Origin of the sequence: Gottfriedia endophytica (genome assembly GCF_017814275.1) — a bacterium.
Lineage (GTDB): Bacteria > Bacillota > Bacilli > Bacillales > Bacillaceae_G > Gottfriedia > Gottfriedia endophytica.
Genome location: NZ_JAGIYQ010000001.1, coordinates 152504 through 178432, shown reverse-complemented (window position 1 = coordinate 178432; position 25929 = coordinate 152504). Strand labels below are relative to the sequence as shown.

The 25929-nt window shown below is 35.0% G+C and carries 26 protein-coding genes and 2 pseudogenes; 25 read left to right on the top strand and 3 right to left on the bottom strand.

The genetic code is table 11. The annotated features are described in order from the left end of the window. The first annotated feature begins 191 nt into the window (after window positions 1–191). From J5Y03_RS00795 to J5Y03_RS00765, 7 genes are all read left to right on the top strand, one after another. On the top strand, window positions 192–554 hold the full coding sequence (locus J5Y03_RS00795) for a VOC family protein (protein WP_209401394.1): 363 nt from the start codon (window positions 192–194) through the stop codon (window positions 552–554). 151 nt (window positions 555–705) lie between these two features. Then, window positions 706–1122, top strand: a complete 417-nt coding sequence (locus J5Y03_RS00790) for a VOC family protein (RefSeq protein WP_209401392.1) — start codon at window positions 706–708, stop codon at window positions 1120–1122. A 390-nt stretch (window positions 1123–1512) separates the two neighbouring features. After that, window positions 1513–2790: an MDR family MFS transporter gene (locus tag J5Y03_RS00785; protein WP_209401390.1), complete on the top strand. Its 1278-nt coding sequence runs from the start codon at window positions 1513–1515 to the stop codon at window positions 2788–2790. A 94-nt stretch (window positions 2791–2884) separates the two neighbouring features. After that, on the top strand, window positions 2885–3673 hold the full coding sequence (locus J5Y03_RS00780; protein WP_209401388.1) for a nucleotidyltransferase domain-containing protein: 789 nt from the start codon (window positions 2885–2887) through the stop codon (window positions 3671–3673). A 276-nt stretch (window positions 3674–3949) separates the two neighbouring features. Continuing rightward, window positions 3950–4525, top strand: a complete 576-nt coding sequence (locus J5Y03_RS00775) for a sigma-70 family RNA polymerase sigma factor (RefSeq protein WP_209401386.1) — start codon at window positions 3950–3952, stop codon at window positions 4523–4525. Next, window positions 4525–5211 (top strand): DUF3600 domain-containing protein, encoded by a 687-nt coding sequence (locus J5Y03_RS00770; protein WP_209401384.1) that lies wholly within the window; start codon window positions 4525–4527, stop codon window positions 5209–5211. Before J5Y03_RS00775 ends, J5Y03_RS00770 begins: the two co-directional genes overlap by 1 nt. A gap of 228 nt (window positions 5212–5439) precedes the next feature. Continuing rightward, entirely contained in the window at window positions 5440–5925 is a 486-nt protein-coding gene (locus tag J5Y03_RS00765) for a cysteine hydrolase family protein (protein WP_209401382.1), read from the top strand. A 579-nt stretch (window positions 5926–6504) separates the two neighbouring features. Here J5Y03_RS00765 and rpsT read toward each other — a convergent pair. Then, window positions 6505–6771, bottom strand: a complete 267-nt coding sequence (gene rpsT, locus J5Y03_RS00760) for a 30S ribosomal protein S20 (protein WP_209401380.1) — start codon at window positions 6769–6771, stop codon at window positions 6505–6507. A gap of 218 nt (window positions 6772–6989) precedes the next feature. On the opposite strand from rpsT, the gene gpr reads away from it, so the two are divergent. From gpr to mtaB, 15 genes and pseudogenes are all read left to right on the top strand, one after another. Further along, the gene (gene gpr, locus J5Y03_RS00755) at window positions 6990–8090 is read left to right on the top strand and encodes a GPR endopeptidase (protein ID WP_209401378.1); all 1101 of its coding nucleotides are present in this window, start codon (window positions 6990–6992) and stop codon (window positions 8088–8090) included. Window positions 8091–8113: 23 nt separating this feature from the next. Continuing rightward, window positions 8114–8455, top strand: coding sequence for a DUF3679 domain-containing protein (locus J5Y03_RS00750; RefSeq protein ID WP_209401376.1), 342 nt, complete (start codon window positions 8114–8116; stop codon window positions 8453–8455). Between the two features lie 129 nt (window positions 8456–8584). Further along, window positions 8585–10405 carry a translation elongation factor 4 gene (lepA, locus tag J5Y03_RS00745; protein WP_209401374.1) on the top strand — a complete coding sequence of 607 codons (1821 nt, stop codon included), beginning with the start codon at window positions 8585–8587 and terminating at the stop codon, window positions 10403–10405. 108 nt (window positions 10406–10513) lie between these two features. Further along, window positions 10514–11650: a radical SAM family heme chaperone HemW gene (gene hemW / locus J5Y03_RS00740; RefSeq protein WP_209401365.1), complete on the top strand. Its 1137-nt coding sequence runs from the start codon at window positions 10514–10516 to the stop codon at window positions 11648–11650. A 100-nt stretch (window positions 11651–11750) separates the two neighbouring features. Then, window positions 11751–12185 (top strand): annotated as a pseudogene (locus J5Y03_RS00735) (DUF4275 family protein). 564 nt (window positions 12186–12749) lie between these two features. After that, window positions 12750–13244 carry an RNA polymerase sigma factor gene (locus tag J5Y03_RS00730; RefSeq protein ID WP_209401363.1) on the top strand — a complete coding sequence of 165 codons (495 nt, stop codon included), beginning with the start codon at window positions 12750–12752 and terminating at the stop codon, window positions 13242–13244. Next, complete coding sequence (locus J5Y03_RS00725; RefSeq protein WP_209401361.1) at window positions 13228–14331, top strand: anti-sigma-I factor RsgI family protein; 1104 nt, start codon at window positions 13228–13230, stop codon at window positions 14329–14331. The genes J5Y03_RS00730 and J5Y03_RS00725 overlap by 17 nt, the downstream gene beginning before the upstream one ends. 92 nt (window positions 14332–14423) lie before the next feature. After that, a complete protein-coding gene (locus J5Y03_RS00720; RefSeq protein ID WP_209401359.1) occupies window positions 14424–15020 on the top strand; it encodes a hypothetical protein in 597 nt (198 codons plus the stop codon). A 584-nt stretch (window positions 15021–15604) separates the two neighbouring features. Then, a complete protein-coding gene (hrcA, locus tag J5Y03_RS00715; protein WP_209401357.1) occupies window positions 15605–16627 on the top strand; it encodes a heat-inducible transcriptional repressor HrcA in 1023 nt (340 codons plus the stop codon). A 61-nt stretch (window positions 16628–16688) separates the two neighbouring features. After that, complete coding sequence (gene grpE / locus J5Y03_RS00710) at window positions 16689–17276, top strand: nucleotide exchange factor GrpE (protein ID WP_209401355.1); 588 nt, start codon at window positions 16689–16691, stop codon at window positions 17274–17276. Window positions 17277–17315: 39 nt separating this feature from the next. Further along, complete coding sequence (dnaK, locus tag J5Y03_RS00705; protein ID WP_209401347.1) at window positions 17316–19148, top strand: molecular chaperone DnaK; 1833 nt, start codon at window positions 17316–17318, stop codon at window positions 19146–19148. 264 nt (window positions 19149–19412) lie between these two features. After that, the gene (dnaJ, locus tag J5Y03_RS00700; RefSeq protein WP_209401345.1) at window positions 19413–20552 is read left to right on the top strand and encodes a molecular chaperone DnaJ; all 1140 of its coding nucleotides are present in this window, start codon (window positions 19413–19415) and stop codon (window positions 20550–20552) included. Between the two features lie 137 nt (window positions 20553–20689). Next, on the top strand, window positions 20690–21634 hold the full coding sequence (prmA, locus tag J5Y03_RS00695) for a 50S ribosomal protein L11 methyltransferase (RefSeq protein ID WP_209401343.1): 945 nt from the start codon (window positions 20690–20692) through the stop codon (window positions 21632–21634). An 11-nt stretch (window positions 21635–21645) separates the two neighbouring features. Beyond that, window positions 21646–22398 (top strand): 16S rRNA (uracil(1498)-N(3))-methyltransferase, encoded by a 753-nt coding sequence (locus J5Y03_RS00690; RefSeq protein WP_209401341.1) that lies wholly within the window; start codon window positions 21646–21648, stop codon window positions 22396–22398. Window positions 22399–22402: 4 nt separating this feature from the next. Continuing rightward, window positions 22403–23737 (top strand): tRNA (N(6)-L-threonylcarbamoyladenosine(37)-C(2))-methylthiotransferase MtaB, encoded by a 1335-nt coding sequence (gene mtaB, locus J5Y03_RS00685; RefSeq protein WP_209401339.1) that lies wholly within the window; start codon window positions 22403–22405, stop codon window positions 23735–23737. Window positions 23738–24285: 548 nt separating this feature from the next. Here the strand turns inward: mtaB and J5Y03_RS00680 are convergent. Then, window positions 24286–24459: a YjfB family protein gene (locus J5Y03_RS00680; RefSeq protein WP_209401337.1), complete on the bottom strand. Its 174-nt coding sequence runs from the start codon at window positions 24457–24459 to the stop codon at window positions 24286–24288. 269 nt (window positions 24460–24728) lie between these two features. Here J5Y03_RS00680 and mutT point away from each other — a divergent pair, with 269 nt between their 5' ends. Continuing rightward, window positions 24729–25118, top strand: coding sequence for an 8-oxo-dGTP diphosphatase MutT (gene mutT, locus J5Y03_RS00675; protein ID WP_209401335.1), 390 nt, complete (start codon window positions 24729–24731; stop codon window positions 25116–25118). 40 nt (window positions 25119–25158) lie between these two features. Here the strand turns inward: mutT and J5Y03_RS00670 are convergent. Beyond that, window positions 25159–25323 (bottom strand): annotated as a pseudogene (locus tag J5Y03_RS00670) (DUF3427 domain-containing protein); the annotation flags it as partial. 84 nt (window positions 25324–25407) lie between these two features. Between J5Y03_RS00670 and J5Y03_RS19720 the strand changes: the two are divergent. Both J5Y03_RS19720 and J5Y03_RS19715 read left to right on the top strand, forming a co-directional pair. Beyond that, entirely contained in the window at window positions 25408–25638 is a 231-nt protein-coding gene (locus tag J5Y03_RS19720; protein WP_245208677.1) for a hypothetical protein, read from the top strand. Beyond that, entirely contained in the window at window positions 25619–25825 is a 207-nt protein-coding gene (locus J5Y03_RS19715; RefSeq protein WP_245208676.1) for a hypothetical protein, read from the top strand. The genes J5Y03_RS19720 and J5Y03_RS19715 overlap by 20 nt, the downstream gene beginning before the upstream one ends. Window positions 25826–25929: the final 104 nt, after the last annotated feature.

The following is a 25929-nucleotide window of genomic DNA, read 5'->3' as shown; positions in this document are numbered from 1 at the left end:
TTCTTTTATTTAAGATTTTATTCTTCTTTAAGAATTTAATTGTAGTGCTATATATTTAAGATAAGTAAAAAAGTTGAGAAACCAAATAAAACATTAATTTATTGTAAAAACAAACGTATGTTCTTGTTTTGCTTTGAGTAATGATTTATAATTAAGTTTGTAAGAAAATTCCAAAAGAATAGAGGGAAAGTATGAATCGAATTAATCACTTCGAATTTCAGGTGAAAAATCCTAAAAATGCTATGGATTTTTATTCAAATGTTTTTGGTTGGAAGTTTGAACAGTTTGGGGACCAAGAATATTATTTTGTTGTTACAGGTAATGAAGGCCAAGGAATTAATGGCGGGATTATGCCATCACCAGATGGAGAAGCTAGAACTTTTAATACGGTAGAGGTTTCTTCTGTTGATGAGTATCTAGAAATAGTAGTGAAAAATGGTGGAGAAGTAGTTGTTCCGAAAAATGCTATTCCTGGTATTGGCTATGTAGCTTATTGTAAAGATCCAGAAGGTCTTATTTTTGGCGTTTACCATAACGACCGCGAAGCAAAATAAAATTCATTAAACGAAAACTAGTGAGACAAAAATATCGATTTTCTTATTTTTACCCAATAATGGAAATACCTTATGAATGTTAGTAATTAAAAATCTTAGTAAAAAGTATTTAATAAAAAATAAAATCTACTAAATCAAAGGAGTATTTAGAATGAAACATCAAATTACACCTTATTTATACTTTAATGGCAATGCTAGAGAGGCATTAGAATGCTATAAAGAAATTTTTGATGGAGAAATTATGGGATTACAAACTTATGGAGAAGCTAATTTTCCATCTCCTCCAGAAGCTGACAATCTGATTATTCATGCTCAGTTTAAAAAAGGTGATTTATTCATTATGGCGTCTGATGCAATGGGAGATAAAACAGTTGAAATTGGAAGTAATATTTCATTAGCTCTTGAATTAGAAAGCGAAGAAGAAATTCAAACATTATATGATCGTTTCACTCAACACGGAACAGTGTTAATGGAGCTTCAAGATACTTTCTGGGGTGCAAAATACGGTAAAGTGAAAGACAAATTCGGCGTAATCTGGGATTTAAACTATACTAAACCTCAAGCGTAAGATAACAGTTTAGATTACATAAACTAAAAACTGTACGAATAAAAAGACGATATTTCCTATTTCGGGAAGTATCGTCTTTTTTACATTACCCAAAATAGAAACGAATGATTAAAATAAGGCTTTGTTAAAATGGTACTTCCCTAGTTATGGGGATAACAAGCAGGCATCTCTTTTTTAAATTTTGGTAAAGGTCCGGAATAGTTCAATACCAAATTAGGTTTTCAGTTTTATAGGTGGCGTTTTTACTTTAGAACTGATATTCTATTTAAATGAAAAATTAGAAAAAGATAAATTTTCATTCAATTTAAATCAAGAAGAACCGATAAGGTTTTTATAATGCAAGTTTTTGGCAAAACAATAGTACTAAGAAAAACGAAAGGTTGCAAATTAATGAATCTATTTAAATTTCACAAAAACATTAAAATTCGACTACTTGAATCTTTCTTAAGTTCGTCGATTGGTAGTATGATTTTTCCGTTTATGGCAATTTATTTATCGAAGTATTTTGGCGTTAAAAATGCTGGGTTACTACTGCTGATAAATGTATTTATTGGAATTATTCTTAACTTTTTTGGTGGTTATTTTTCCGATCAATTTGGTCGAAAAAAGATAATGGTCTTTGCTGAAACATTACGGTTATTTGCGTTTATAACGATGATGTTCTGTAATTCACCGTGGTTTTCATCACCGATCATAACGTTTCTCATGATGACAGTCAATAGCATTTGTTGGGGATTAGCAGGCCCTGCGAATCAAGCAATGTTAATTGATGTAAGTAAACCGGACGAACGAAAAATGATGTATACCATCATGTACTGGTCGAACAATCTATCCATCGCGATTGGTGGGATGTTAGGTGGATTTTTATTCAAATCGTATTTATTTGAACTGTTGTTGGCTCTTTCAATTGTCTCGTTTATAACATGGGTCTTAATTACATTTTTCGTAGAAGAAAGTATGATTATTCAACAATCAGAGACGAAAACGATCCGTCTTCACGCTAAAAAAATGATTTCAAATTATCGTGAAGTATTTCGGGATAAGCTCTTTATCCATTTTGTCCTCGCTGGGTTACTTGTCCTTTCGATGGAATTTCAATTAACGAATTACATAAGTATACGGTTAACAAATGAAATGACCACCCAACACATTCTGAATTGGACATTCGGAGGAATTGAAATGACTGGTTTCCTTCGTACGGAGAACACGATTCTAGTAGTCGTGATGGCTCTATTTGCTACAAAGATTGTGAATAGAATGAACGATCAACTTACGCTTATTTGGAGTTGTGTTGCGTTTGTTGCTGGATACGCAGTGATTTCATATAGCAATTCAATTTGGTTGCTATTTACTGCGATGTTTGTAGCAACGATTGCAGAAGTGTTACGTGTTCCTGTTCAACAAAACTATATGGCTCATTTGCCAGCTGAAAATACAAGAAGTTCTTATATGGCTGTTGCTGGTTTGACATTTAATTTAGCAATGTTTATATGCTCATTAACGGTTTCACTAAGTGCATTTCTATCAAAGTTTACGACTTCTTTCTTTTTAACAAGTTTAGGTGTGATTGGCATTCTCATATTCGTCCGAATTACACCTGCATTAGAAAGACGAGCTAAAGGGGAATCCTTAAGCGAACCAAGTCGGAAAGTCGAGATGAATACTTAATAATGAACAAGAAACTAGAACATATAATATCTGTACCGTTAAAAAATAGTATATATTTAAGAAATATAAAATTAAGTGATTTGAGGTAATAAAGTTGAAAGAAACCATTTTAAACGCTTTAAAGAAAATCGAGGAAGACTATCAAGTCAAAATCCTTTTTGCTTGCGAGTCAGGTAGTAGAGCATGGGGATTCCCATCTAAAGATAGTGATTATGATGTAAGATTTATTTATGTTCATAAAACAGAAGACTACCTAACAATTGATCAGATCGGTATTGGGAATAAAAGAGATGTAATTGAATTACCGATAAATAATTTGCTTGATGTTTCAGGGTGGGATTTAACTAAAACATTGAAATTATTTAGGAAATCAAATCCACCGTTAATGGAGTGGCTTCGTTCAGGAATTGTATATTATCAAGCTTTTTCAACCATTGATCAGATGAGAGACCTAAGTAAAACCATCTTTGCTCCAAATTCTTGTCTTCATCACTACCTAAATATGGCAAGTAATAATTTTAGGGAGTTTTTACAAGGTGAAGAAGTTAAGATAAAAAAATATTTCTATGTTCTAAGGCCAGTATTAGCATCAAAATGGATCGAAAAATATAATGAGTTTCCACCATTGGAATTTCCAATATTATTGAACACCTTATTACCAGAAGGTGAATTAAAGAATGAAATCCAAATTCTTTTAAAAAGAAAGATGGATGGGGATGAACTAGATTTAGAACCAAAAATCCAAGTTATAAACGATTTTCTGAATGAAGAAATCACACGTCTACGTGAATATGCAAAAACACTGAATCTTAGTAATCAAGACTTTACTCCAGAATTGGATAAACTTTTCAGAGACACCCTTGAAGAGGTATGGAACAAATAGGATTTAGTTAAGAGCAGGATGTAGGCAGTTAAACTCTAAAAGGTTTAGGTTTCGATAATCAATTTGAACAAAATATTTCTAAGACGATACTTTCCTTAATTTCTAATGGAAGTGTCGTCTTTTTGTTTAGCTTGAATATTTTCTTTTAAAATAGTTGTTAAAAAGTTCAAGTTTTAATAGTCTGAAAAAGATAATGACAAACTATTTAAAATAAATCGAACGAAATTAATGGATTTTACCAATATATAGTAAAAATAAAAAACAGGAGGATAGAGAATGTGTGATCAGAACGAGTACAGTAAGCTTATTAGATGGATTCTATCAGGTGATAAACATGCTTATAGTGAGCTTTATGATAAGACAATTCTATATGTCTATAAAAATGTTCATTTTCTTGTAGAAGAAAAAAATGATATAGATGATCTAATTCAAGATATCTACATTCAGTTATATAAATCACTAAGCAATTATGATCATGAAAGACAGTTTAAGCCTTGGTTAATGGGGATTGTAATAAAACAAATTCAATCATATAGAAGAAGTAGATGGATGCGCCTTCGTATAGCAAAAAAAGCGGAAGAGTACAAACAAGTTACAGAAGTTGATTTTTCAAATGATTTAGTTGATAAAATTGCAAACGAAGATCTTATTAAATTAGTAAATAAATTGCCTTATAAACTTAAACAAGTTATTATTCTTCGCTATTTGAACGATCATTCTCAAGAAGAAGTAGCTAGTATCTTAGATATACCTGTTGGAACTGTTAAATCAAGAATTCATTCGGCATTAAAGAAACTACGGTCTAATGAGCAAGGAAAGAAGCTATTTTTTGAGAAAGTGGGGAATGTGTAATGGATATCAATACTCGTTTAAGAGAGTCTATTAAAGAAAAAGGTAATCAATTAATTCCTTCAACTGAACTGAAAGTCAAAGTGATTAGTAATTTGAATAACCCAAGAAATGGGAAACCGAAAAATAAATTGATAAAAGTTGTAATATTTGCAGCGCTTTTAATACCTACAAGTGCTTTTTCTTACCAAGCCTATTTAGCAGATGGTCTTTATGGATCATTCGAAAATTTAAAGAAGCATATAGCAAGTGCAACAATGGATAGTTACTTTTTGCTTAATGCAAAATTGATGCAGGCTAAAGGGGATTTAGGTGAATCAGGTTATAAAGAATTTAAAAAAGAATTATCTATCGTAACAAATGCTAAACTTAATTATGGTGATAAATACGGAAACATCGATTACGATAAATTACCACTAGAAAAAGCTAGGGAATTAGAGAATGTTTATCTAAAAATCCAGCCTTATTTTGATAAGTTGAATGGTCTCCCTTCAAGTAAAGACGTGTTAACATCACAGGAATATAGGGAATATATTAAATCTCTAATGACATATGAAAAAATTATGGTTCAAAGTGGAATAAACCCCAAAAAATTAGATACTAAGGATATACCTCCATATCTTCAAGAGGAATACCAAAAAGCATTAAATTTTATGAGATATGTGGATAAGAAGCAAGAACAGGAATAGTAGATTCAAAAGACGATATTTTCCTTAATTTCTAAGGCAAGTGTCGTCTTTTTTTGTATTAATTTAACGAATTTAGAATTATGAAGTTCTTAAAGATGGCCCTACTAAAAGATCACTTTTAATTATATATGGAGGTATTCTTTCATAAAAATAGAAAGTATTAGATATAATCCATGTTTTAAATTAATGAAAGTGCCTATTAAGCCAAATATTGGGAGTGGTATAACAATGAAAATTGGATTTTTAATTATAGACATGCAGAAATTATTTTTACAAGAACAAAACGAAGTATTAAATGTAGAAAGGGCATGTGAATATATTAACTATGTTGCTAAATTGATTCGTTCAAAAAATCAGTTAGTTGTACATATTCAGGACATGGAACAAGCAAATGAAGTTTCATCTGATTTATTGTCAATTATCCCACAAATTAAAGTAGATAAAGAAGATATTCGCATTACTAAAGAAGAATCGAATGCATTTTGGAACACTGAATTGGAACAGATTTTAAAGGAAAATGATATTGATTTAGTCATTTTATCGGGCTTTGCAGCAGAACACTGTGTTCTCTTTACCTATAACGGTGCAATGGAGAGAGGGTTTAAACCAGTCATTTTACAAAATGGAATTTTAAGTACAAAAAGTGATGTGATCACTCAGACTTATCGAGATCGAAATATCATTTCACACCCAGTAATTCCGTTTCTTGTATGAACTAAATTAAAAAGGATGAAAAGAAAAGTGAGATTTGACAAACGGAAATATTGGACACTGTTACCACCATTTTTATTAATTTCAATTTTATTAATAGTATATTTACCGAGAAACTCAAAATCATCAATGATATATTTTTTAGTACCATTAACATTTTGGGTACTTTATTATACTTGGATTTATGTGGAGAATAAGATAATAAAGAAAAAGACGAAATTGTATGTAATAGATAAATTTCCTAAAGAATAGCTTCTGTTTAAAGAACTTTGTTGAAAAAGTCACAAAAAGGGAAAGTTATTTTTTAGATTTTCTTAGAGCCAACAGTTGATTGGAACGGAAGGTGCGAGACTCCTGTGGGAGCGGCGGGAAGGTGAGACCACGCAGGCTACGCCGAGGAGGCTCGCCGCCCGCCCCACGGAAAGCGAGCAACCTGGAGTTCCAATCAACAACAGCAACAAAGTATATGAAAACAGCCTTTTAATAATAGAACAAAACGACTATCCAAAATTTTTTTGAATAGTCGTTTTATTTTTTTAGGCAAAGAAAAAAGGCTACCTCATCAGAAGTAACCTTTAAGTATTACGCGTTTAAACCGTTAACTTGTTTAGTTAAACGAGATTTTTGACGCGCAGCAGCGTTTTTGTGAATTAAATTGCTGTTAACAGCTTTATCTAATTTCTTAGAAGCAACTTTAAGAGCTTCATTCGCTTGTTCAAGTTCGTTATTAGTAACTAACGCTTCAACAGTTTTCACAGCAGTACGCATATCAGATTTGATAGATGCGTTGTGAGCACGACGAGCTTCAGTTGTTTTTACACGTTTGATTGCTGATTTGATATTTGGCATTCTTTTCACCTCCGTTAATGCAGTCGAGGGATGCCCTCGATCACAAATAGAACAAAACTTATTTTACCAAAAGGATTGTGTGTTTGCAATACCAACATAGAGGGTTTTTGTACATTTAGTATAGAAAATCATGCGATTCGTTTAGAAATACATAAAACTAGCTAAACTACTGATAGATTGATTTTTAAATTTAAGAGGAATCTATTGGAGGTTTTGGGATGAGTGAACTAGATTTAAGCAAATATAGTGTTCGAACGGATTTAGCAGTTGAAGCAAGACAGATGGCACAGGAAAAGGAGCAAAGTACGCAAGAAATTCCTGGTGTCACTATAAAAGAGCGCGAAGAAGACGGGATCTCAATTTCAAGTATGGCAATAGATGAAAGTGCAGAAGAAAGATTAGGAAAAAAAGCTGGTAATTATCTTACGCTTCAAGTTCAAGGAATTAGAGAACAAGATACTGAGCTTCAAGAAAAGGTTGAAAGAGTGTTTGCAAAAGAGTTTTCAGCTTTTCTCAAAAATCTTGGTATTACTGAGGATCAAACTTGTTTAGTCGTTGGACTTGGGAACTGGAATGTGACTCCTGATGCGTTAGGTCCGATGGTAGTAGAAAATTTAGTAGTGACAAAGCATTTATTTGAGCTGCAACCTGAAAGTGTTCAAGATGGATACCGTCCTGTTGCGGCGATTTCACCTGGGGTAATGGGAATTACTGGGATTGAAACGAGTGATATTATTTCTGGTGTCATTGACAAGGTTAAGCCTGATTTCGTTGTTGCGATTGATGCACTTGCTGCGCGTTCGATTGAGCGAGTAAATACAACTATTCAGGTAACGGATAATGGGATTTCTCCTGGGTCTGGGGTAGGAAATAAGCGAAAAGAATTAAGTAAAGATACGTTAGGGATTCCAGTAATCGCAATTGGCGTTCCAACTGTAGTGGATGCCGTGGCGATCACAAGTGATACGATCGATTACATATTAAAGCATTTTGGAAGAGAAATGAAAGAAGGCGACAAGCCTGTTAAAGCACTTCTTCCATCTGGATTTACGTTTGGTGAGAAGAAAAAATTAACAGAAGAGGATCTGCCAGATGAAAAACAACGAGCTACTTTTCTTGGAATTGTTGGTACGCTAGATGAAGATGAGAAAAGAAAGTTAATTCATGAGGTATTAGCTCCTTTAGGACATAACTTAATGGTAACACCAAAAGAAGTAGACTCATTTATGGAAGATATGGCAAATGTTATTGCTGGAGGCATGAATGCAGCATTCCATTCGAAAATCAATCAAGATAATCTTGGTTCGTATACCCACTAATTTGTAATTGGAGAGAGTTCGTGATGATAAAGAAAATTTTCCAATACCTACTTATATTTAGTGTGTTTATCATGTTAGCTCTTACTGGAATGCAGGTTGCAAAAAATGGCATCAGTAAAGTCACTAGTACAAATTACTATCAACTCAAGGACATCGTTTCAGTTGGAACAGTAGATGGGAAACGAGAAGCAACTGTATTAGGACGAGATTTTACTGGGGAAGAATTGAAAAAACGAGAACAAGAGCTCGAAAAATTAAGTGCATTTAATTATGTTACTTCCATTGGAAAAGGAATTACGTCATTTGTAACAGGAGTTGTAGGGCACGTCATTAAGTTGATTGAAAAAGTTCCTTCCCTCTTTTAGAAACAGTAATATGTACCAGTCCCATTTTGACAGCTGTTGTCATATAATAGTTTTAGTCATTGAAGAATACGTTAGTAATTGATATAATCAAATCTATCTATGCTGTCGAGAAATATTAGGAGTGGTAGAATGAATAAAGAGGAAAGACTGGAAAGACAAAAGCGTATACGTAACTTTTCAATCATCGCACACATTGACCATGGCAAATCAACGTTAGCTGACCGTATCCTTGAGAAAACAAATGCACTTTCTCAACGTGAAATGAAAGCTCAATTACTTGATTCAATGGATTTAGAGCGTGAACGTGGAATTACGATTAAATTAAATGCAGTACAATTAAAATATAAAGCAAAAGATGGTGAAGAGTATATTCTTCATTTAATTGACACACCAGGACACGTCGACTTTACGTACGAAGTTTCTCGTAGTTTAGCGGCTTGTGAAGGGGCAATTCTTGTTGTTGATGCTGCGCAAGGTATTGAAGCGCAAACTTTAGCAAACGTTTATTTAGCGATGGATAACGATTTAGAAATCCTTCCTGTTATTAATAAAATTGATTTACCAAGTGCAGAACCAGAACGTGTTCGTCAAGAAGTAGAGGATGTAATTGGCTTAGATGCATCTGAAGCGGTATTAGCTTCTGCAAAAGCAGGGATTGGTATTGAAGATATTCTAGAACAGATCGTTGAAAAAGTTCCAGCACCAACTGGAGATTCAGAAGCACCGTTAAAAGCATTGATTTTCGACTCGTTATTTGACCCATACCGCGGAGTAGTTGCTTACGTTCGTATTGTTGAAGGAACGGTTAAAGTAGGTCAAAAAATTCGAATGATGGCAACGGGTAAAGAGTTTGAGGTTGTTGAAACAGGCGTATTCACACCAAAATCAGAAGCTAGAGACGAATTAACGGTTGGAGATGTAGGATTTATTACAGCTTCAATTAAAAACGTTGGAGATACTAGTGTAGGGGACACAATTACTCATGCACATAATAGAGCTACTGAGCCACTACCTGGTTACCGTAAATTAAATCCAATGGTATTCTGTGGATTATACCCAATTGATACTGCGAAATATAATGATCTTCGTGATGCATTAGAAAAGCTACAATTAAATGACTCAGCTCTTCAATTTGAGCCAGAAACATCACAAGCATTAGGATTCGGTTTCCGTTGTGGATTCTTAGGATTATTACACATGGACGTTATCCAAGAGCGTATCGAACGTGAATTTAAAATTGACTTAATCACGACTGCTCCAAGTGTTATCTATCAAGTACATTTAACAAACAAAGATGTATTGGTCGTTGATAACCCATCAAACATGCCTGACCCTCAATCAATTGACCGTGTTGAAGAGCCTTATGTAAAAGCTGCAATCATGGTACCAAACGATTATGTAGGTGCAGTTATGGAGCTTTGTCAAAAGAAACGTGGTAATTTCATTGATATGCAATATCTTGATGCAAATCGTGTAACATTAAAGTATGAACTACCATTATCTGAAATCGTGTATGATTTCTTTGATCAATTAAAATCAAATACTAAAGGATATGCGTCATTTGACTACGAGCTAATTGGATATAAACCTTCTAAGCTTGTGAAAATGGATATCTTATTAAATGGTGAACAAGTCGATGCTTTATCATTTATCGTTCACAGAGATTCTGCATATGACCGCGGTAAGATTATTGTTGAAAAGTTGAAGGAATTAATTCCAAGACAACAATTCGAAGTGCCAGTTCAGGCTGCAATTGGTCAAAAAATCGTAGCACGTACAACGATTAAATCAATCGGTAAAAACGTATTAGCAAAATGTTACGGTGGTGACATTTCTCGTAAACGTAAACTTCTTGATAAGCAAAAAGAAGGTAAAAAACGAATGAAGGCTGTTGGTTCTGTTGAAGTACCACAAGAAGCATTCATGGCCGTTTTACGAATGGACGATTAATCTAACCTAGTTAAATCAAAAGAAATAAGTCCCTGAGTTAGCACCTTACGAGTAAGGATTACGCTAACCCGGGGGCTTTTCATTAGGAAAAGAAAAAGGGGGAACAACATGGCTTCTTCAGTCTATATACATATCCCATTTTGCCAACAAATTTGTTATTACTGTGATTTCAATAAATTTATGATGGATCGCCAGCCAGTAGATGAGTATTTAGATTATCTTGAAAAAGAAATCAAAAGCACACTTACTACTCATCCAATCAACGAATTAAAAACAATTTATGTCGGTGGAGGCACACCAACTGCATTAGATCTGAAACAAACCGAGCGACTATTAGAAATCATAAAGTCAAACATATTAAAGCATCACGAAAACGTAGAATACTCATTTGAAGCAAATCCGAACGATATTTCAAAAGAAAAACTAGTATTACTACATCAAGGTGGTGTCAACCGAATTAGCTACGGAGCACAAACCTTTGATGAAGGCCTGCTAAAGAAAATTGGACGAACTCATTCACCGGATGATATCGGCAATGCAATCCATTTAGCAAAAGAAGTCGGATTTAAAAATGTGAATCTCGATTTAATGTATGCCTTACCAGGCCAAACAATGGAACAATTCCAAGACTCATTAAACAAAGCAATTGCCCTACCAATTGAGCACATTTCTGCGTATTCGCTCATTATTGAACCAAAAACAGTTTTCTATATTGAAATGAACCGTGGCAGATTAAAGCCTTCTCCAGAAGACGATGAAGCTGCGATGTATGAGTTTTTAATGAAGTTTGCTGAGGAGCATCAATTCCATCAATATGAAATCAGTAATTTTGAAAAAGGTGGACACGAAAGCAAGCACAACCTCGTATATTGGAATAATGAAGAGTACTATGGATTCGGAGCAGGGGCGCATGGATATGTAAATGGTGTGAGATATTCAAATGCTGGTCCATTAAAGAAATATTTCAATGAAATCGATGGAAAAGGAAATTCAATCATCCATGAACACACCGTTACAAAACAAGAAAAAATGGAAGAAGAAATGTTTCTTGGGTTACGAAAAATGGCTGGCGTATCAGAATCCTTATTTACTAAAAAGTATGGAGTGAACTTTGAAGAAGCATTTCCACACGTTGTAGAAGACTTAACAAAGAAACAATTAGTCATAATGGAAGATGAATATCTGAAGTTAACACATAGAGGAAAGCTACTAGGAAATGAAGTATTTCAGTCATTTTTATTATAGGCACTTACTTGTTGTTTAAGGCTATGTTAAAGTTCTTGGTTTATTTAGAATCTCAAACGCGTTGAGATTAAGGTATATTGCTTTTTAACAGTTCTACTTAATGGTAGAGAGGGATTTTAATAATATGAGAAATAAACAATTAAAGAAGATTGAAATACCGAAGTGGGGAAATTATTTACGTGGGAGATGGCGTGAATGTTTTGCAAGTCATCTTACATCAGAGGATCAAAGAGAGGTTTGGATGGATAATTTTCTTTGACACTTATGTAGTTGGGAAAAGGTTAAATGCCTTGAGAAGGACGAAGCAATAACAGCTTTTCTTAATCAATCAAAGCATAAATGTACAATATTTTATCAATTTATTAACGAAGCTTACCTTCTTGAGAATGTAGAAACACTTTCAATCGAGGAACTACCATATATTAAACGCCACATGTACTATAGTGACATTTATGTAATGGATTGGGATTATAAATGGACATTTATTATGACCCATGAAACTGATTGTGGCCCATATTTTATTAAGAAAGTTTAAATAAGCACGCCATTCCTAAATTAACGGGTTTGGTTTAAGAGTACAAAACAGAAAATAGTACACGAAATAGCAGTCCAATTAGCGATAGAGCTGGGCTGCTTATTTTTATCCCGTAAAAGCCCGATTGGTTCAACTAACCATTAGTTGGGGATGAAGAAAACCCCCACTGATGGAAGTTTCGCTTTATTGATAAACAGGATTTAATCATATAATAAATTCAAAATAGTATAGGAAGTCACATTTCTTTTAGCAAGATGACACAACTTATTGTCACCCATTGAATTAGTATGTTAAAACGAATGATAATTCCATTGTTTACTTTCAGTTTTTCACGAAGGTTTTCTGGGTATTTATATTAAAATTAATGGAGAATGCTATTCAAGTAATTGACAGATAGTTGAATAAGGATAAAAGGTTATAATATCTATATTGTTGCTTCTTATGGAGGGAAAATATCAAATAATTAACTTAGTTTTGTGTACTTAAAAAATATTTAATTTACTATATAAAAATTTTGCAAGGATTTGTCACTTTGAATCGTATTAGTAGTGAGAGGGGAAGAAAATGATAAAACAACCGGTTGAAGATATGATTAAATTTTCCCTCGAGAAATACGCTGATATGGTTCGAAAAATAAGTTTTATGTATTTGCGAAATCGTAATGACGTGGATGACGTATTTCAAGAGGTCTTTCTTAAATTTTTGCAAAATAAAGTACCTTTCGAGAACGAGCAACATGAAAAGGCTTGGCTTATTCGAGTAACAATTAACAAATGTAAAGACCATTGTAAAAGCTTCTGGCGCCAAAACACGGATACAATTGAAGGTCTTGAGATTGCTTTTGAAGATAAGGCGGAGAGCGACCTTATACGAGCAGTGCGTGGGCTTCCAGCAAAGTATAAAGACGTGATTTACCTTTATTACTATGAAGGGTACAAAGTGCCTGAGATGGCTAAAATGCTAGAACAAAAGGAAAATACGATTTACTCGAATTTGCACAGAGCGAAGCAACTTTTGAAGCAGGAATTAGGAGATAATGCAAATGAATATACGTTTTAAATCTGCGATGGATCGTGTAACAGCGGAGGAAGATCTAATTCGGAGAACCGAATTTTTCTTAAAAGAAAAACTAAATGAAAAAAGCAATCAAACAAATGTAGTGAAATCAACTAGAAGGAAATTTATGATGAATAAATGGATTGCAGTTGCTGCAACAACATTTTTGGCTATTAGTGGTGGCGCTCTTGGTTACAAAGTGTACGAATATAAAAATACACCAGTATCATATGTAAGTTTAGATATTAATCCAAGTGTGGAAATTTCTGTAAACGCTTCTGGGGATCCAGTAGACGTAGAATCATACAATCAAGATGGAACTACTATACTCAAAGGAATTGATGTTAAGGGGAAAAGCTTAAAAAAGGCTGTAAGTGAACTTGTGCTGTCGGCTGTTAATAACCAATTCATTGAAGCAGATGGTTCAACAGTCGTATCTGTTACTACGGAAACAGACGATAAAACTGTCGCAAAAGAGCTTGGAAAAGACGCTGAGATGGGTGTGAACGAAGCTTTAAAAATCTCAGGAAAAACCGTAACAATTGAAAAAAACAATATAGCTCTTTCAAATCGAATAGAAGCAAAGAAGCTTGGTATTAGTCCAGGGAAACTGAATCTTATACATAAATTGCAGGAGCTTGACCCTGCTATTTCAGTGGATGACTACAGATACGCAAAAGTTAAGGACATTATGGCAGCCATTCATGGAAAAGAAGGAAAAGCGGTGTCAGATAATCCATTAAACAATGTGAATGAACAAAACAAAAACAATCGTGATCAAAACAATTCACAGATAAGTGATCAAAACAAAGACGATGACAATAAAAATAATTCACAAATAGATGAACAAAACAAAAACAATGGCGTTCAAAACAACTCAAAGATTGAAGACCAAAACAAAAATGACAGCAATCAACAAAACAGTAATGACGGCAATATAGAAAATGATAATCAATCTTCAAATAAAAGTAATCAGAATTCAAAAGGAAAAAGCCAATCTTCAGGGAACTCTTCAACCAAGCAAAGTGGTCAATCCTCTAGTGAGGATCATCAAGGTGATAATGGAAGCCAGGGAGATGGCAATAATTAATAAGCAATTAATGACAAGTGTTACTATCGAGCACGCGTAAGTTAAATTAGCAGAATAAAAGATTTAAACTAATAAATAAGGAGAGTATAAAAATGAAAAAACTAATTTTAATATCATCTATTGCAGTATCATTAGTAGGAGGAGCTGTTGGGATTTCTTATGCAGCTACAGATTCTTCAAATACAAAGTCTGAAGAACTATCTAAAAATGTACCAATCACTAAGGAGCAACAAGCTAACTTAAATAAGGAACAGCCTGAAAATGCCGATGTTGAACAACAAGCTAACGTCGATGAAGGACAGCAAGGAAATGTTGATGATAAGCAACAAGGAAATGTTGAAGATAAACAACAAGGAAATGTTGATGATAAGCAACAAGGAAATGTTGATGATAAGCAACAAGGAAATGTTGATGATAAACAACAAGGAAATGTTGATGATAAACAACAAGGAAATGATGATGAAAAGCAACAAAGAAATGTTGATGAAAAGCAACAAAGAAATGTTGATGAAAAGCAACAAAGAAATGTAGTACATAAACAACAAAGTAATAAAGATGAAGGTCAAGAAGGAAACAAAGATGAGGAACAACAAGGAAATAATGATGAAGGTCAACAAGGAAATAATGATGAAGGTCAACAAGGAAATAATGATGAAGGTCAACAAGGTAACTCAAATAACGAACAATAAGAATCCAATTTAAATAAAATAAAAATCAAAAAGTCAGTGTTAATGAATAATTTACACTGGCTTTTTTCTATTCTATTAGTACATCTTTTTGCAGCTTATATAACTTACACATTCATAAGTAGGAGGTTACTTAGTTGCTTTTGGGACTTCTTATAGGAATTGTGGACAATATAGTTTAATTGGGTAAAAGAAGTTCTAAGTAATTCATCGAAAAGAAAAGATAATTATGTAATCATTTCTTTCCCAGGTGAAACTGAAGAAAAATTTTATGTTAAATTAGGTGATGCTGTTTTTTGGAGAAAGGTGATTGGAGCGAAAGGTGCGAGACTCCTGTGGGAATAGCGGACAGGCGAGACCCCGCAGGCATCTGCCGAGGAGGCTCACCGGCCCGCCCCATGGAAAGCGAGCAACCTGGAGCGGAAGTCTCTTATCACTATCCTAAAAAGCACATCGTTAATGAGACCTTCTTAAAATGAAAAGTATTAAAATTTCAAGGCAACATTATTGACATTATAAAAAGAGTTTGTTAAGTTAATAATAGATTTAGCACTCACTAGATGAGAGTGCTAATAGAGGTGATAAACATGCTGACAGAACGCCAATTATTAATTTTACAGATTATCGTGGATGACTTTATTCGCATGGCACAACCAGTTGGTTCGAGAAGCCTTTCTAAGAAAGAAGGAATCTCGTTTAGTTCAGCGACAATTCGAAATGAAATGGCAGACTTAGAAGAGCTTGGGTATATTGAAAAACCACATAGCTCTGCAGGGAGAATTCCTTCAGAAAAAGGCTATCGTTTTTATGTAGATCATTTATTGTCACCACAGCCAATTAAAGAAAATGACCTACAATCAATTAAAGGGTTATTTGATGAGAGAATCTTTGAAATGGAAAAGATTGTAAAGAATTCTGCCGAAATTCTCTCAGATTTAACAAACTATACAACAATTGCTTTAGGTCCTAAGCTTAATCAAAACAAACTACAAAGTATCCAATTAATTCCAATTGGACCAAACAAAGCTGTTTCGATTATCGTAACGAATACAGGTGTTGTTCAAAACAAAACGGTCACATTGCCTGATGGTGTTTCCATTAGCGATATTGAAAAAATGGTTGCCATCCTAAATGAGCGTCTTGTTGGGGTACCAATTCAGGAATTGAATGATAAATTATTTAAAGAAGTGGCAATTCTATTAAGGCATCATATTACTAATTACGATAGTATGCTAAAAATGATGAGCAAAACACTTGAAATTCCATTTGAACAAAAGATGTTCTTAAGCGGAAAAACAAACATTTTATCTCAACCTGAATTTCATGACTTTGAAACAATGACAACATTGCTTCGAATGATTGAAAAGAAGGAAGCAATCAGAAGTTTACTGCCAAAGGATCAGGCAGGATTAATTATTAAAATTGGGAAAGAAAATGAAAAAATCGGTCTCAATAATATCAGTATTATTAGTGCTACTTATTCTTTAGGAAATAATGAATTAGGTACAATAGCTGTATTAGGACCGACACGAATGGAATATTCGCGAGTAATCGCGTTAATGCAAATAATAACATCCCAAATTAATAATCTTATTTCACCTAAAGACTGACGAGCGAAGAGATTTCTCTTAGTTTGTTAGTCCTCAAGATACTATTAGGGAGGTGAAGATAATGAAAATGAATGAGGAGTTAGTGAATAACGAAATGGAAAATAACGAAAAAGTAGTAAATGAAGAAGTGGTTGAAGAAGTAATTGGAGAAACTTCTGCAGAGGTAGAAGAAACTTCAGTTAATGAAGAAACAAATGTCGAAGCAGAAATTCAAAAGCTTCAAGCAGAAGTCGAAGAAAAAGAAAATAAATATCTTCGCTTACACGCTGACTTTGAAAACTATAAAAGAAGAGCATTACTTGATCAACAATCAATGATGACTTATCGTGCACAAAGTATCGTGACAGATATTCTTCCTGTTCTTGATAACTTTGAGCGTGCATTACAGGTTGAAAGCACTGACGAGCAAACGAAATCAGTCCTTCAAGGATTAGAAATGGTTTATCGTCAATTAGTTGAAGCTGTTAAGAAAGAGGGCGTAGAAGAAATTCCGGCTCTTGGCCAGCAGTTTGATCCAAATGTACACCAAGCAGTAATGCAAGAAAGCGATTCTTCTAAGGAATCAAATGAAATCCTTCAAGAATTCCAAAAAGGATACAAATTAAAGGATCGAGTGATCAGACCTTCAATGGTAAAAGTAAATCAGTAAGGTGGATTTAGACCACTACATATATAGGAGGAACAAATCATGAGTAAAATTATCGGTATTGACTTAGGTACAACTAACTCTTGCGTAGCAGTATTAGAAGGCGGAGAGCCAAAAGTAATTCCAAATCCAGAAGGCGGACGTACAACACCTTCAGTTGTAGCGTTCAAAAATGAAGAGCGCCAAGTAGGGGAAGTTGCAAAACGTCAAGCAATCACAAACCCTAACACAATCATGTCAATCAAACGCCATATGGGCACAAACTATAAAGTAAATGTTGAAGGAAAAGATTTCTCTCCACAAGAAATCTCAGCTATTATCCTTCAAAACTTAAAAGCATCTGCTGAAGCATACTTAGGAGAGCCTGTAACAAAAGCTGTTATCACTGTTCCTGCTTACTTCAACGATGCTGAGCGTCAAGCTACTAAAGATGCTGGTAAAATCGCTGGTTTAGAAGTAGAGCGTATCATCAACGAACCAACGGCTGCTGCATTAGCATACGGTTTAGATAAAATGGATGAAGACCAAACAATCCTAGTTTATGACTTAGGTGGCGGTACATTCGACGTATCAATCCTAGAACTTGGTGATGGTATTTTCGAAGTTAAAGCGACTGCTGGTGACAACCGTCTTGGTGGAGATGACTTTGACCAAGTAATCATCGACCATTTAGTAGCTGAATTCAAAAAAGACAACGGCGTAGACTTAAGCCAGGACAAAATGGCTTTACAACGTTTAAAAGATGCTGCTGAAAAAGCGAAAAAAGACTTATCAGGTATCACATCAACTCAAATTTCATTACCATTCATTAGCATGGGCGCAGCTGGTCCTTTACACTTAGAGTTAAACTTAACTCGTGCAAAATTCGAAGAGCTTTCTCACAACCTAGTAGAACGCACTTTAGCACCAACTCGTCAAGCAATGAAAGATTCTGGCTTAACTGCAAGCGAAATTGATAAAGTTATCTTAGTAGGTGGATCAACTCGTATCCCTGCTGTTCAAGAAGCAATCAAAAAAGAAACTGGTAAAGAACCACATAAAGGCGTTAACCCTGATGAAGTAGTAGCATTAGGTGCTGCGATTCAAGGTGGCGTATTAACTGGAGACGTAAAAGACGTTGTATTACTTGACGTAACTCCACTTTCTTTAGGGATCGAAACAATGGGTGCTGTGTTCACGAAATTAATCGACCGCAACACAACAATCCCAACATCTAAATCACAAGTATTCTCAACTGCTGCTGATAACCAACCAGCTGTTGATATTCACGTACTTCAAGGTGAGCGCCCAATGGCTGCTGACAACAAAACGTTAGGTCGCTTCCAATTATCGGATATCCCACCAGCACCACGTGGAATTCCACAAATCGAAGTTACTTTCGATATCGACAAAAACGGTATCGTAACAGTAAAAGCAAAAGACCTAGGTACACAAAAAGAGCAAAACATCGTAATCCAATCTTCTTCAGGTTTAAGTGACGACGAAGTAGAACGCATGGTTAAAGAAGCTGAAATGAATGCTGAAGCTGATGCGAAACGTAAAGAAGAAGTAGATCTTAAAAATGAAGCAGATCAATTAGTGTTCCAAACTGAAAAAACATTAAAAGATCTTGAAGGTAAAGTAGACGAAGCGGAAGTTGCAAAAGCAAACGAAGCGAAAGATGCATTAAAAACTGCATTAGAAGCTGGTAACTTAGACGACATCCGTACGAAGAAAGATGCTCTTTCAGAAATCGTTCAACAGCTTACTGTGAAGCTATATGAGCAAGCACAAGCAGCTGCTCAACAAGCTCAAGGAGCTGAAGGTGCTCAAGGCGGAGCTGCAAAAGATGATGTAGTAGACGCTGAGTTTACTGAAGTTAAAGAAGAAAAATAAGAAAAGTGTAGCGGGCTCGTTTAGTTCTGACAGGCATTGGAGCAAATAACATGGGAAGGGTGATTTTCCCCTTCACTTGTTATTTGTGAAATGACCGAAGAGCTAGCACGCGAAACTAGACATTTCTATATCTATATAGTGAAAAAGTAAAGTCAAAGTCAGGCAAGTCTTGGCTTTGGCTTTTTTTGATGATTTTAATTTATTGTAGCTTTTCGCGTTCAATGTTAGAATAATCTTTATGTGAAAGGAGCGGTTCATTTCGATATGAGTAAACGTGACTATTATGAAGTTCTTGGTGTCAGCAAGGACGCTTCAAAAGATGAAATTAAAAAAGCATTCCGTAAACTAGCAAAATCATACCATCCTGATGTGAATAAAGATCCTGGTGCACCAGAAAAATTTAAAGAGGTGCAAGAGGCTTATGAATCGTTAAGTGATGACCAAAAACGAGCTCACTATGACCAATTTGGACACACTGATCCAAACCAAGGTTTTGGTGGCTTTGGTGGAGGCGGAGGAGACTTCGGTGGCTTCGGCTTTGAAGATATTTTCAGTCAGTTCTTCGGTGGTGGTGGAGGCGGTAGACGTCGTGATCCAAACGCTCCACGCGCAGGTGCTGATTTACAATACACAATGACGATTCAATTTGAAGAAGCGGCATTCGGCTTAGAAAAAGAAATTGAAATTCCTACAGAGGAATCATGTGGTACATGTCACGGGTCAGGAGCAAAACCTGGTACATCAAAAGAAACATGTAAAAACTGTGGTGGCTCAGGCCAAACTACAGTTGAACAAAATACGCCATTTGGACGTATGGTTAATCGTACAACTTGTTCATACTGTCAAGGAACAGGTCAAACAATTAAAGATAAATGTTCAACATGTAATGGTGCAGGCCGCGTGAAAACACGTAAGAAAATTAACGTAAAAGTTCCTGCAGGTATTGATGATGGTCAACAAATCCGTCTTTCTGGTCAAGGTGAACCAGGTAAAAATGGTGGTCCAGCTGGAGATTTATACATCGTATTCCATGTTAGAGAACATGAGTTCTATGAGCGTGATGGAAATGACTTATACTGTGAATTACCTTTAACATTTGCTCAAGCAGCACTTGGTGATGAAGTAGAAGTACCAACATTGTATGGTAAAGTGAAAACGAAAATTCCAGCAGGTACACAAACAGGTACGAGACTTCGCTTAAAAGGTAAAGGAATGAAAGACGTACGTGGCTATGGTCAAGGTGATCAACATATTATTGTTAAAGTTGTGACACCAACTAAGCTATCAAGCCGTCAAAAAGAATTATTACAAGAGTTTTATGATATCGGAAAAGAGCAAAAGGATGAAAAGCATGATTCATTCTTTGCAAAATTAAAACGTGCTGTGAAAAACTTCTCAGAATGACGAATTTTGACGTTTCAGGTGAACGATTTTCTTCACCTGAAACGATTTTTCATGTAGAATGCAAGTAGCATACGTTTTAAGAGAACACTATTTGTAGATGATGATAGTAGAGAAACAAGAATGGAGTTGGTAGATTTATGAAATGGTCAGAACTAAGTATTCATACAACACAAGATGCGGTTGAACCGATTTCGAACATCTTACACGAAGCAGGAGCTAGCGGAGTTGTTATTGAGGATGTATTTGATTTAACAAAGGAACGAGCTCAAGTGTACGGTGAAATCTACCAGCTTAATCCAAAAGATTATCCAGAGGAAGGTGTTATCGTTAAAGCATACCTTCCTGTGAATAGTTTTTTAAACGATACAGTTGATCAAATTAAAGAAGCAATCAATAACTTAATCACGTTTGATATTGATCTTGGAAAAAATACATTCTCATTAATTGAAGTTAATGAAGAAGACTGGGCAACTGCTTGGAAAAAGTATTATCACCCAATTTCAATTTCAGACCGTTTTACAATTGTCCCAACTTGGGAAGACTATACGCCTAAATCAGCAGATGAGTTAATCATTGAATTAGATCCAGGTATGGCATTTGGTACTGGTACGCATCCAACGACTGTGATGTGTATTCAAGCACTTGAAAAAGTTGTAAAACCAACTGACAGAGTGATTGACGTTGGTACTGGTTCAGGTGTACTAAGTATTGCAGCGGCTAAGCTTGGTTCAACACAAATTGAAGCATATGACTTAGATGATGTAGCAGTACGAAGTGCAAAAACAAACATGGAAATCAACAAAGTTCATGAGATCGTAAAAGTAGGTCAAGGTAACCTATTAAATGGTATTGAAGGACCATTCCAAGTAGTAGTTGCAAACTTACTTGCTGAAATCATTTTACGCTTTGTGGATGATGTGTACCGCGTACTTGAGCCAAACGGAACTTTCATTTCATCTGGTATCATTGGTGCAAAACAACAAGATATTGAAGATGAGTTAAAACGTGTTGGCTTTGAAGTTCAAGAAGTTCTTCATATGGAAGACTGGGTTGCGATTATCGCAAAAAAACCAGCTCAATAAGGTGAGAAAAAATGCAGCGATATTTTATCGATGAAAATAGCTTACAAAATGATATCGTAACAATTACAGGAGATGACGCGCATCATATCGCAACCGTCATGCGAATGAAGCCAGATCAGGAAATCATTTGTACGATTCCTGGCGCGTCTACTGTGCGTTGTGCACTTACAAATATTTCTAGTGAAACGGTCGAAGCGACTGTTGTAGAATATGTTGAGAATACGAATGAACTACCAATATCCATTACGATTGCGAGCGGACTGCCAAAGGGTGATAAGTTAGAGCTGATTATTCAAAAAGGTACCGAACTTGGTGCATCAGCTTTTTTACCATTCCAAGCAGCTCGTTCGATTGTTAAATTAGATGAAAAAAAGGGTGCGAAGAAAGTAGAGCGCTGGCAAAAAATTGCCAAAGAAGCAGCAGAACAATCTTATCGTCACATTGTTCCTACTGTATTCGCTCCTTTTAGCATTAATCAATTACTCAATGCCATTCCAGACTATGATGAATGCATTGTCGCATATGAAGAAAGTGCAAAATCAGGAGAGTCAGCACAGCTTGTTCAAACGTTTCAATCTTTAAAAGAAGGTTCAAAACTACTTGTTGTATTTGGACCAGAAGGTGGATTATCAGAAAAAGAGGTTGAACAACTGACAGAAAAAGGTGCAAAGTTATGCGGATTAGGACCTCGCATCCTACGCACAGAAACCGCACCATTTTATGTATTAGCTGCTGCTTCCTACCATTTTGAATTAATGAGGTGAGGAAATGCCACAAGTTGCTTTTCATACATTAGGTTGTAAAGTAAACCATTACGAAACAGAAGCAATCTGGCAGCTTTTTAAAGCAGCTGGATACGACCGTACGGAATATGAAAAAAGTGCGGATGTTTACGTAATCAACACTTGTACTGTAACAAATACAGGTGACAAAAAAAGCCGACAAGTCATTCGTCGTGCAGTTCGTAAAAACCCTGATGCAGTTATCTGCGTTACAGGATGTTACGCACAAACATCACCAGCTGAAATTCTAGCAATTCCTGGTGTTGATATTGTTGTCGGAACACAAGACCGGACGAAAATGCTTGAATATATCACACAATACCGCGAAGAACGTACACCAATTAACGCGGTAGGAAATATCATGAAAGCACGCGTATACGAAGAATTAGACGTACCTGCATTCACAGACCGTACACGTGCATCATTAAAAATCCAAGAAGGCTGTAACAACTTCTGTACATTCTGTATTATTCCTTGGGCACGTGGTTTAATGCGTTCTCGTGATCCAAAAGAAGTTGTACACCAAGCACAACAACTAGTTGACGCTGGCTACAAAGAAATCGTCCTAACAGGTATTCATACTGGTGGATACGGACAAGACATGAAAGACTACAACTTAGCAATGCTACTAAAAGACTTAGAAGCAGTTAAAGGTCTAAAACGTGTACGTATTTCATCAATCGAAGCGAGCCAGATTACGGACGAAGTAATCGAAGTACTACGCCACTCAAACATTGTAGTTCGTCACTTACACGTACCATTACAATCTGGTTCAGACACAGTATTAAAACGTATGCGTCGTAAATACACAATGGCAGAATTCGCGGACCGTCTAGAAAAATTACGTGAAGTCTTACCAAACGTTTCAATCACATCTGACGTAATCGTTGGTTTCCCTGGCGAAACAGAAGAAGAATTCATGGAAACTTACAACTTCATCAAAGACAACAAATTCGCTGAATTACACGTCTTCCCATACTCAAAACGCACAGGAACACCTGCAGCACGTATGGAAGACCAAGTCGATGAAGAAATCAAAAACGAACGAGTCCACAGACTAATCAGTCTATCAGACCAATTAGCAAAAGAATACGCATCTCAGTTCGAAGGTGATGTATTAGAAGTTATCCCAGAAGAAACGTACAAAGAAGGCGAAGAAGAAGGCCTACTAACAGGCTACACAGATAACTACCTAAAAGTTGTGTTCAAAGGAACAGAGGACATGATTGGTAAGATTGTTAAAGTGAAAATTTCTGAAGCTGGTTACCCTATCAATAAGGGTGAGTTTGTACGAGTTTTGGATGATGTGGTTGTTGGTTAGTAAGGACACAAATTAGTTAAATAAATGAAAATAGATAAGAGCCTGGTGCATGGAGACATGTGCTGGGCTTTTTGTGTTATGTAATTTGTAAATAATGGAATAAGGAGGAAGGTTTTGAATGAATAATTTAGGAGAAGTTAATAAAGTTGCAAACTATACAAAATTAAATTTGCAGTGTTATTTCTATAATTGGTTCATTTACTCAATTTGATGCAATACACTTTCTGGAATAAACTAGAAATGGGGAGTGTAGGAATTCCTTTTAGAAGGGATGTGTTACTATGTTTGAACAATTAGTATTTGTTTTCGCTAGCCTACTAATTGAAATGGACTTAGTTACATTTTTCTTATTTTTACTTCATAAGTAATTGAAGTGGAATATTCTAAAGGGAGAGGAGATCTAGTTCGATCTTTATCCTACGCTCCTTCTAATTAGGATGGACAATTTGAATTGATATTAAACAACCACTTTTAATTAATAATAAAAGTGGTTGTTTGTTTTGTATGAATGAAAAATGCATTCAATTAGATTGAATGCATTTTTTTTATTATGCTTGCAAGTCGATTGTGTTACCTAGAGTTGGATGTGGTGCTTGTAGCATTTGAATCATTTGATTTGCTGATTGTTGCGCTGTTTCCATTGCTTTTTTTGTTAATGCGATACTGACGTTTTGTTGTAGAGTTGATTGGTTCATATTAATTGAGATTGCTGCGATGTCCATTTGGTCCACCTCCTTAATTTAGTTATCGGTTAGAATTAGGAAATGGAAAAGAAATAGTGTATTGTGAAATTAAAAAGTAAATTATTTTTGTTGGATAAGATATTTATTAAAGTATTATTTACTGTAGGAGCTATAAATTCCACCATCAAAGAATGTTGAGAGTTAGACATACTTAATTTAAATATGGATTATTATGTTGTGATAATTGAAACTGGCCATTATTATCAATATAATTATTGTATTAACAGAAAAAAGGACTGAAACTAAAAATGAAAAAACAAATCAAAGTAGTAGGTGCAGTAATTCGTAACGAACAGAATCAAATACTATGTGCTCTAAGATCAACAGAAATGAGTCTACCAAACCTTTGGGAATTTCCTGGTGGGAAAATTGAAGAAGGAGAGCAACCAGAAGAATCATTAGTGCGTGAAATTCAAGAAGAATTAGACTGTGAGATTAAAGTAGCTGATTTAGTTGAAGATGTAGTGCATGAATATCCTGGAGTCATTGTTAATCTATTAACATATGAAGCAACTGTTTCATCAGGTAGACCAGTTGCAAGTGAGCATGCTAAATTAGAATGGAAAGAAATAGCTGAGTTAAAAGAGCTTGAATGGGCTCCGGCAGATATACCTACTGTTGAAAAATTAATGAAATAGTAAAAAGGCGTTCTCTAGTATAAAAGAGAGCGCCTTTATATTACTTAATTAAATCAATAAATAAATCCTGTGGAACTGGATGGTGTAATCTCCAATGAATATTCATTGGTTTATCTCCTTTACTTGAGACATAATCAATTTCTCCCAAGTATGTAAATGGTAGTGTCATAGCATGTATTTCAGTAAATTTACGAACGAATAAATGGCGGCAAGGTATATAGTTACGCCAACTATTAATGCTGTAAACCGAGGAATCTTGAATTTAAACTCTGAAATTATGAGATCCTCTATGCCGTTATTTGATTTTGCTACAATAAATGAACAGGAATTAAAAGGGAAGATTAAAACGGCTCACCGTAATACTGTTCGTATGATATTGAAGATTCTTGCTTATCAAGGCAAAGAGGAACTACTTCCCGAGAAATGGGAAATAGAGCATATTCTTCCTCAGATATGGCAATCAAGTTATTTTCCAAGCAATTCTGATGGTAAAAGAGCTAGTGGAACATATTGGAAATAAGATTCCTTTTGAGAAAAAGCTAAACATTATTGCAAGTAATGGATACTTTAAAAAGATACAAGAAGGTTACAATAAATCAAAAGTACAGTTTTTACTTGATCTTTCTAACCAGCATAATGAGTGGGGATTAAATCAATCTGAACTTCCAGTTCAAGAAAAACAATCTCCAGTTCCAAATGCTGAATAATCAAAGATAATTGAAGAGTTAAAAAGAAAAGGTTTAATTTAAGAGTATGTGTTGAATTATCCTAATTAAATGCAAACATATAAAAAATTATCATGGCAATAATA

Coding starts and splice junctions, on each gene's coding strand:
- J5Y03_RS00795 (WP_209401394.1), top strand. CDS start 192: ATGAATCGAATTAATCACTTCGAATTTCAGGTGAAAAATCCTAAAAAT.
- J5Y03_RS00790 (WP_209401392.1), top strand. CDS start 706: ATGAAACATCAAATTACACCTTATTTATACTTTAATGGCAATGCTAGA.
- J5Y03_RS00785 (WP_209401390.1), top strand. CDS start 1,513: ATGAATCTATTTAAATTTCACAAAAACATTAAAATTCGACTACTTGAA.
- J5Y03_RS00775 (WP_209401386.1), top strand. CDS start 3,950: ATGTGTGATCAGAACGAGTACAGTAAGCTTATTAGATGGATTCTATCA.
- J5Y03_RS00770 (WP_209401384.1), top strand. CDS start 4,525: ATGGATATCAATACTCGTTTAAGAGAGTCTATTAAAGAAAAAGGTAAT.
- J5Y03_RS00765 (WP_209401382.1), top strand. CDS start 5,440: ATGAAAATTGGATTTTTAATTATAGACATGCAGAAATTATTTTTACAA.
- rpsT (WP_209401380.1), bottom strand. CDS start 6,771: ATGCCAAATATCAAATCAGCAATCAAACGTGTAAAAACAACTGAAGCT.
- gpr (WP_209401378.1), top strand. CDS start 6,990: ATGAGTGAACTAGATTTAAGCAAATATAGTGTTCGAACGGATTTAGCA.
- J5Y03_RS00750 (WP_209401376.1), top strand. CDS start 8,114: ATGATAAAGAAAATTTTCCAATACCTACTTATATTTAGTGTGTTTATC.
- lepA (WP_209401374.1), top strand. CDS start 8,585: ATGAATAAAGAGGAAAGACTGGAAAGACAAAAGCGTATACGTAACTTT.
- hemW (WP_209401365.1), top strand. CDS start 10,514: ATGGCTTCTTCAGTCTATATACATATCCCATTTTGCCAACAAATTTGT.
- J5Y03_RS00730 (WP_209401363.1), top strand. CDS start 12,750: ATGATAAAACAACCGGTTGAAGATATGATTAAATTTTCCCTCGAGAAA.
- J5Y03_RS00725 (WP_209401361.1), top strand. CDS start 13,228: ATGAATATACGTTTTAAATCTGCGATGGATCGTGTAACAGCGGAGGAA.
- J5Y03_RS00720 (WP_209401359.1), top strand. CDS start 14,424: ATGAAAAAACTAATTTTAATATCATCTATTGCAGTATCATTAGTAGGA.
- hrcA (WP_209401357.1), top strand. CDS start 15,605: ATGCTGACAGAACGCCAATTATTAATTTTACAGATTATCGTGGATGAC.
- grpE (WP_209401355.1), top strand. CDS start 16,689: ATGAAAATGAATGAGGAGTTAGTGAATAACGAAATGGAAAATAACGAA.
- dnaK (WP_209401347.1), top strand. CDS start 17,316: ATGAGTAAAATTATCGGTATTGACTTAGGTACAACTAACTCTTGCGTA.
- dnaJ (WP_209401345.1), top strand. CDS start 19,413: ATGAGTAAACGTGACTATTATGAAGTTCTTGGTGTCAGCAAGGACGCT.
- prmA (WP_209401343.1), top strand. CDS start 20,690: ATGAAATGGTCAGAACTAAGTATTCATACAACACAAGATGCGGTTGAA.
- J5Y03_RS00690 (WP_209401341.1), top strand. CDS start 21,646: ATGCAGCGATATTTTATCGATGAAAATAGCTTACAAAATGATATCGTA.
- mtaB (WP_209401339.1), top strand. CDS start 22,403: ATGCCACAAGTTGCTTTTCATACATTAGGTTGTAAAGTAAACCATTAC.
- J5Y03_RS00680 (WP_209401337.1), bottom strand. CDS start 24,459: ATGGACATCGCAGCAATCTCAATTAATATGAACCAATCAACTCTACAA.
- mutT (WP_209401335.1), top strand. CDS start 24,729: ATGAAAAAACAAATCAAAGTAGTAGGTGCAGTAATTCGTAACGAACAG.
- J5Y03_RS19720 (WP_245208677.1), top strand. CDS start 25,408: ATGCCGTTATTTGATTTTGCTACAATAAATGAACAGGAATTAAAAGGG.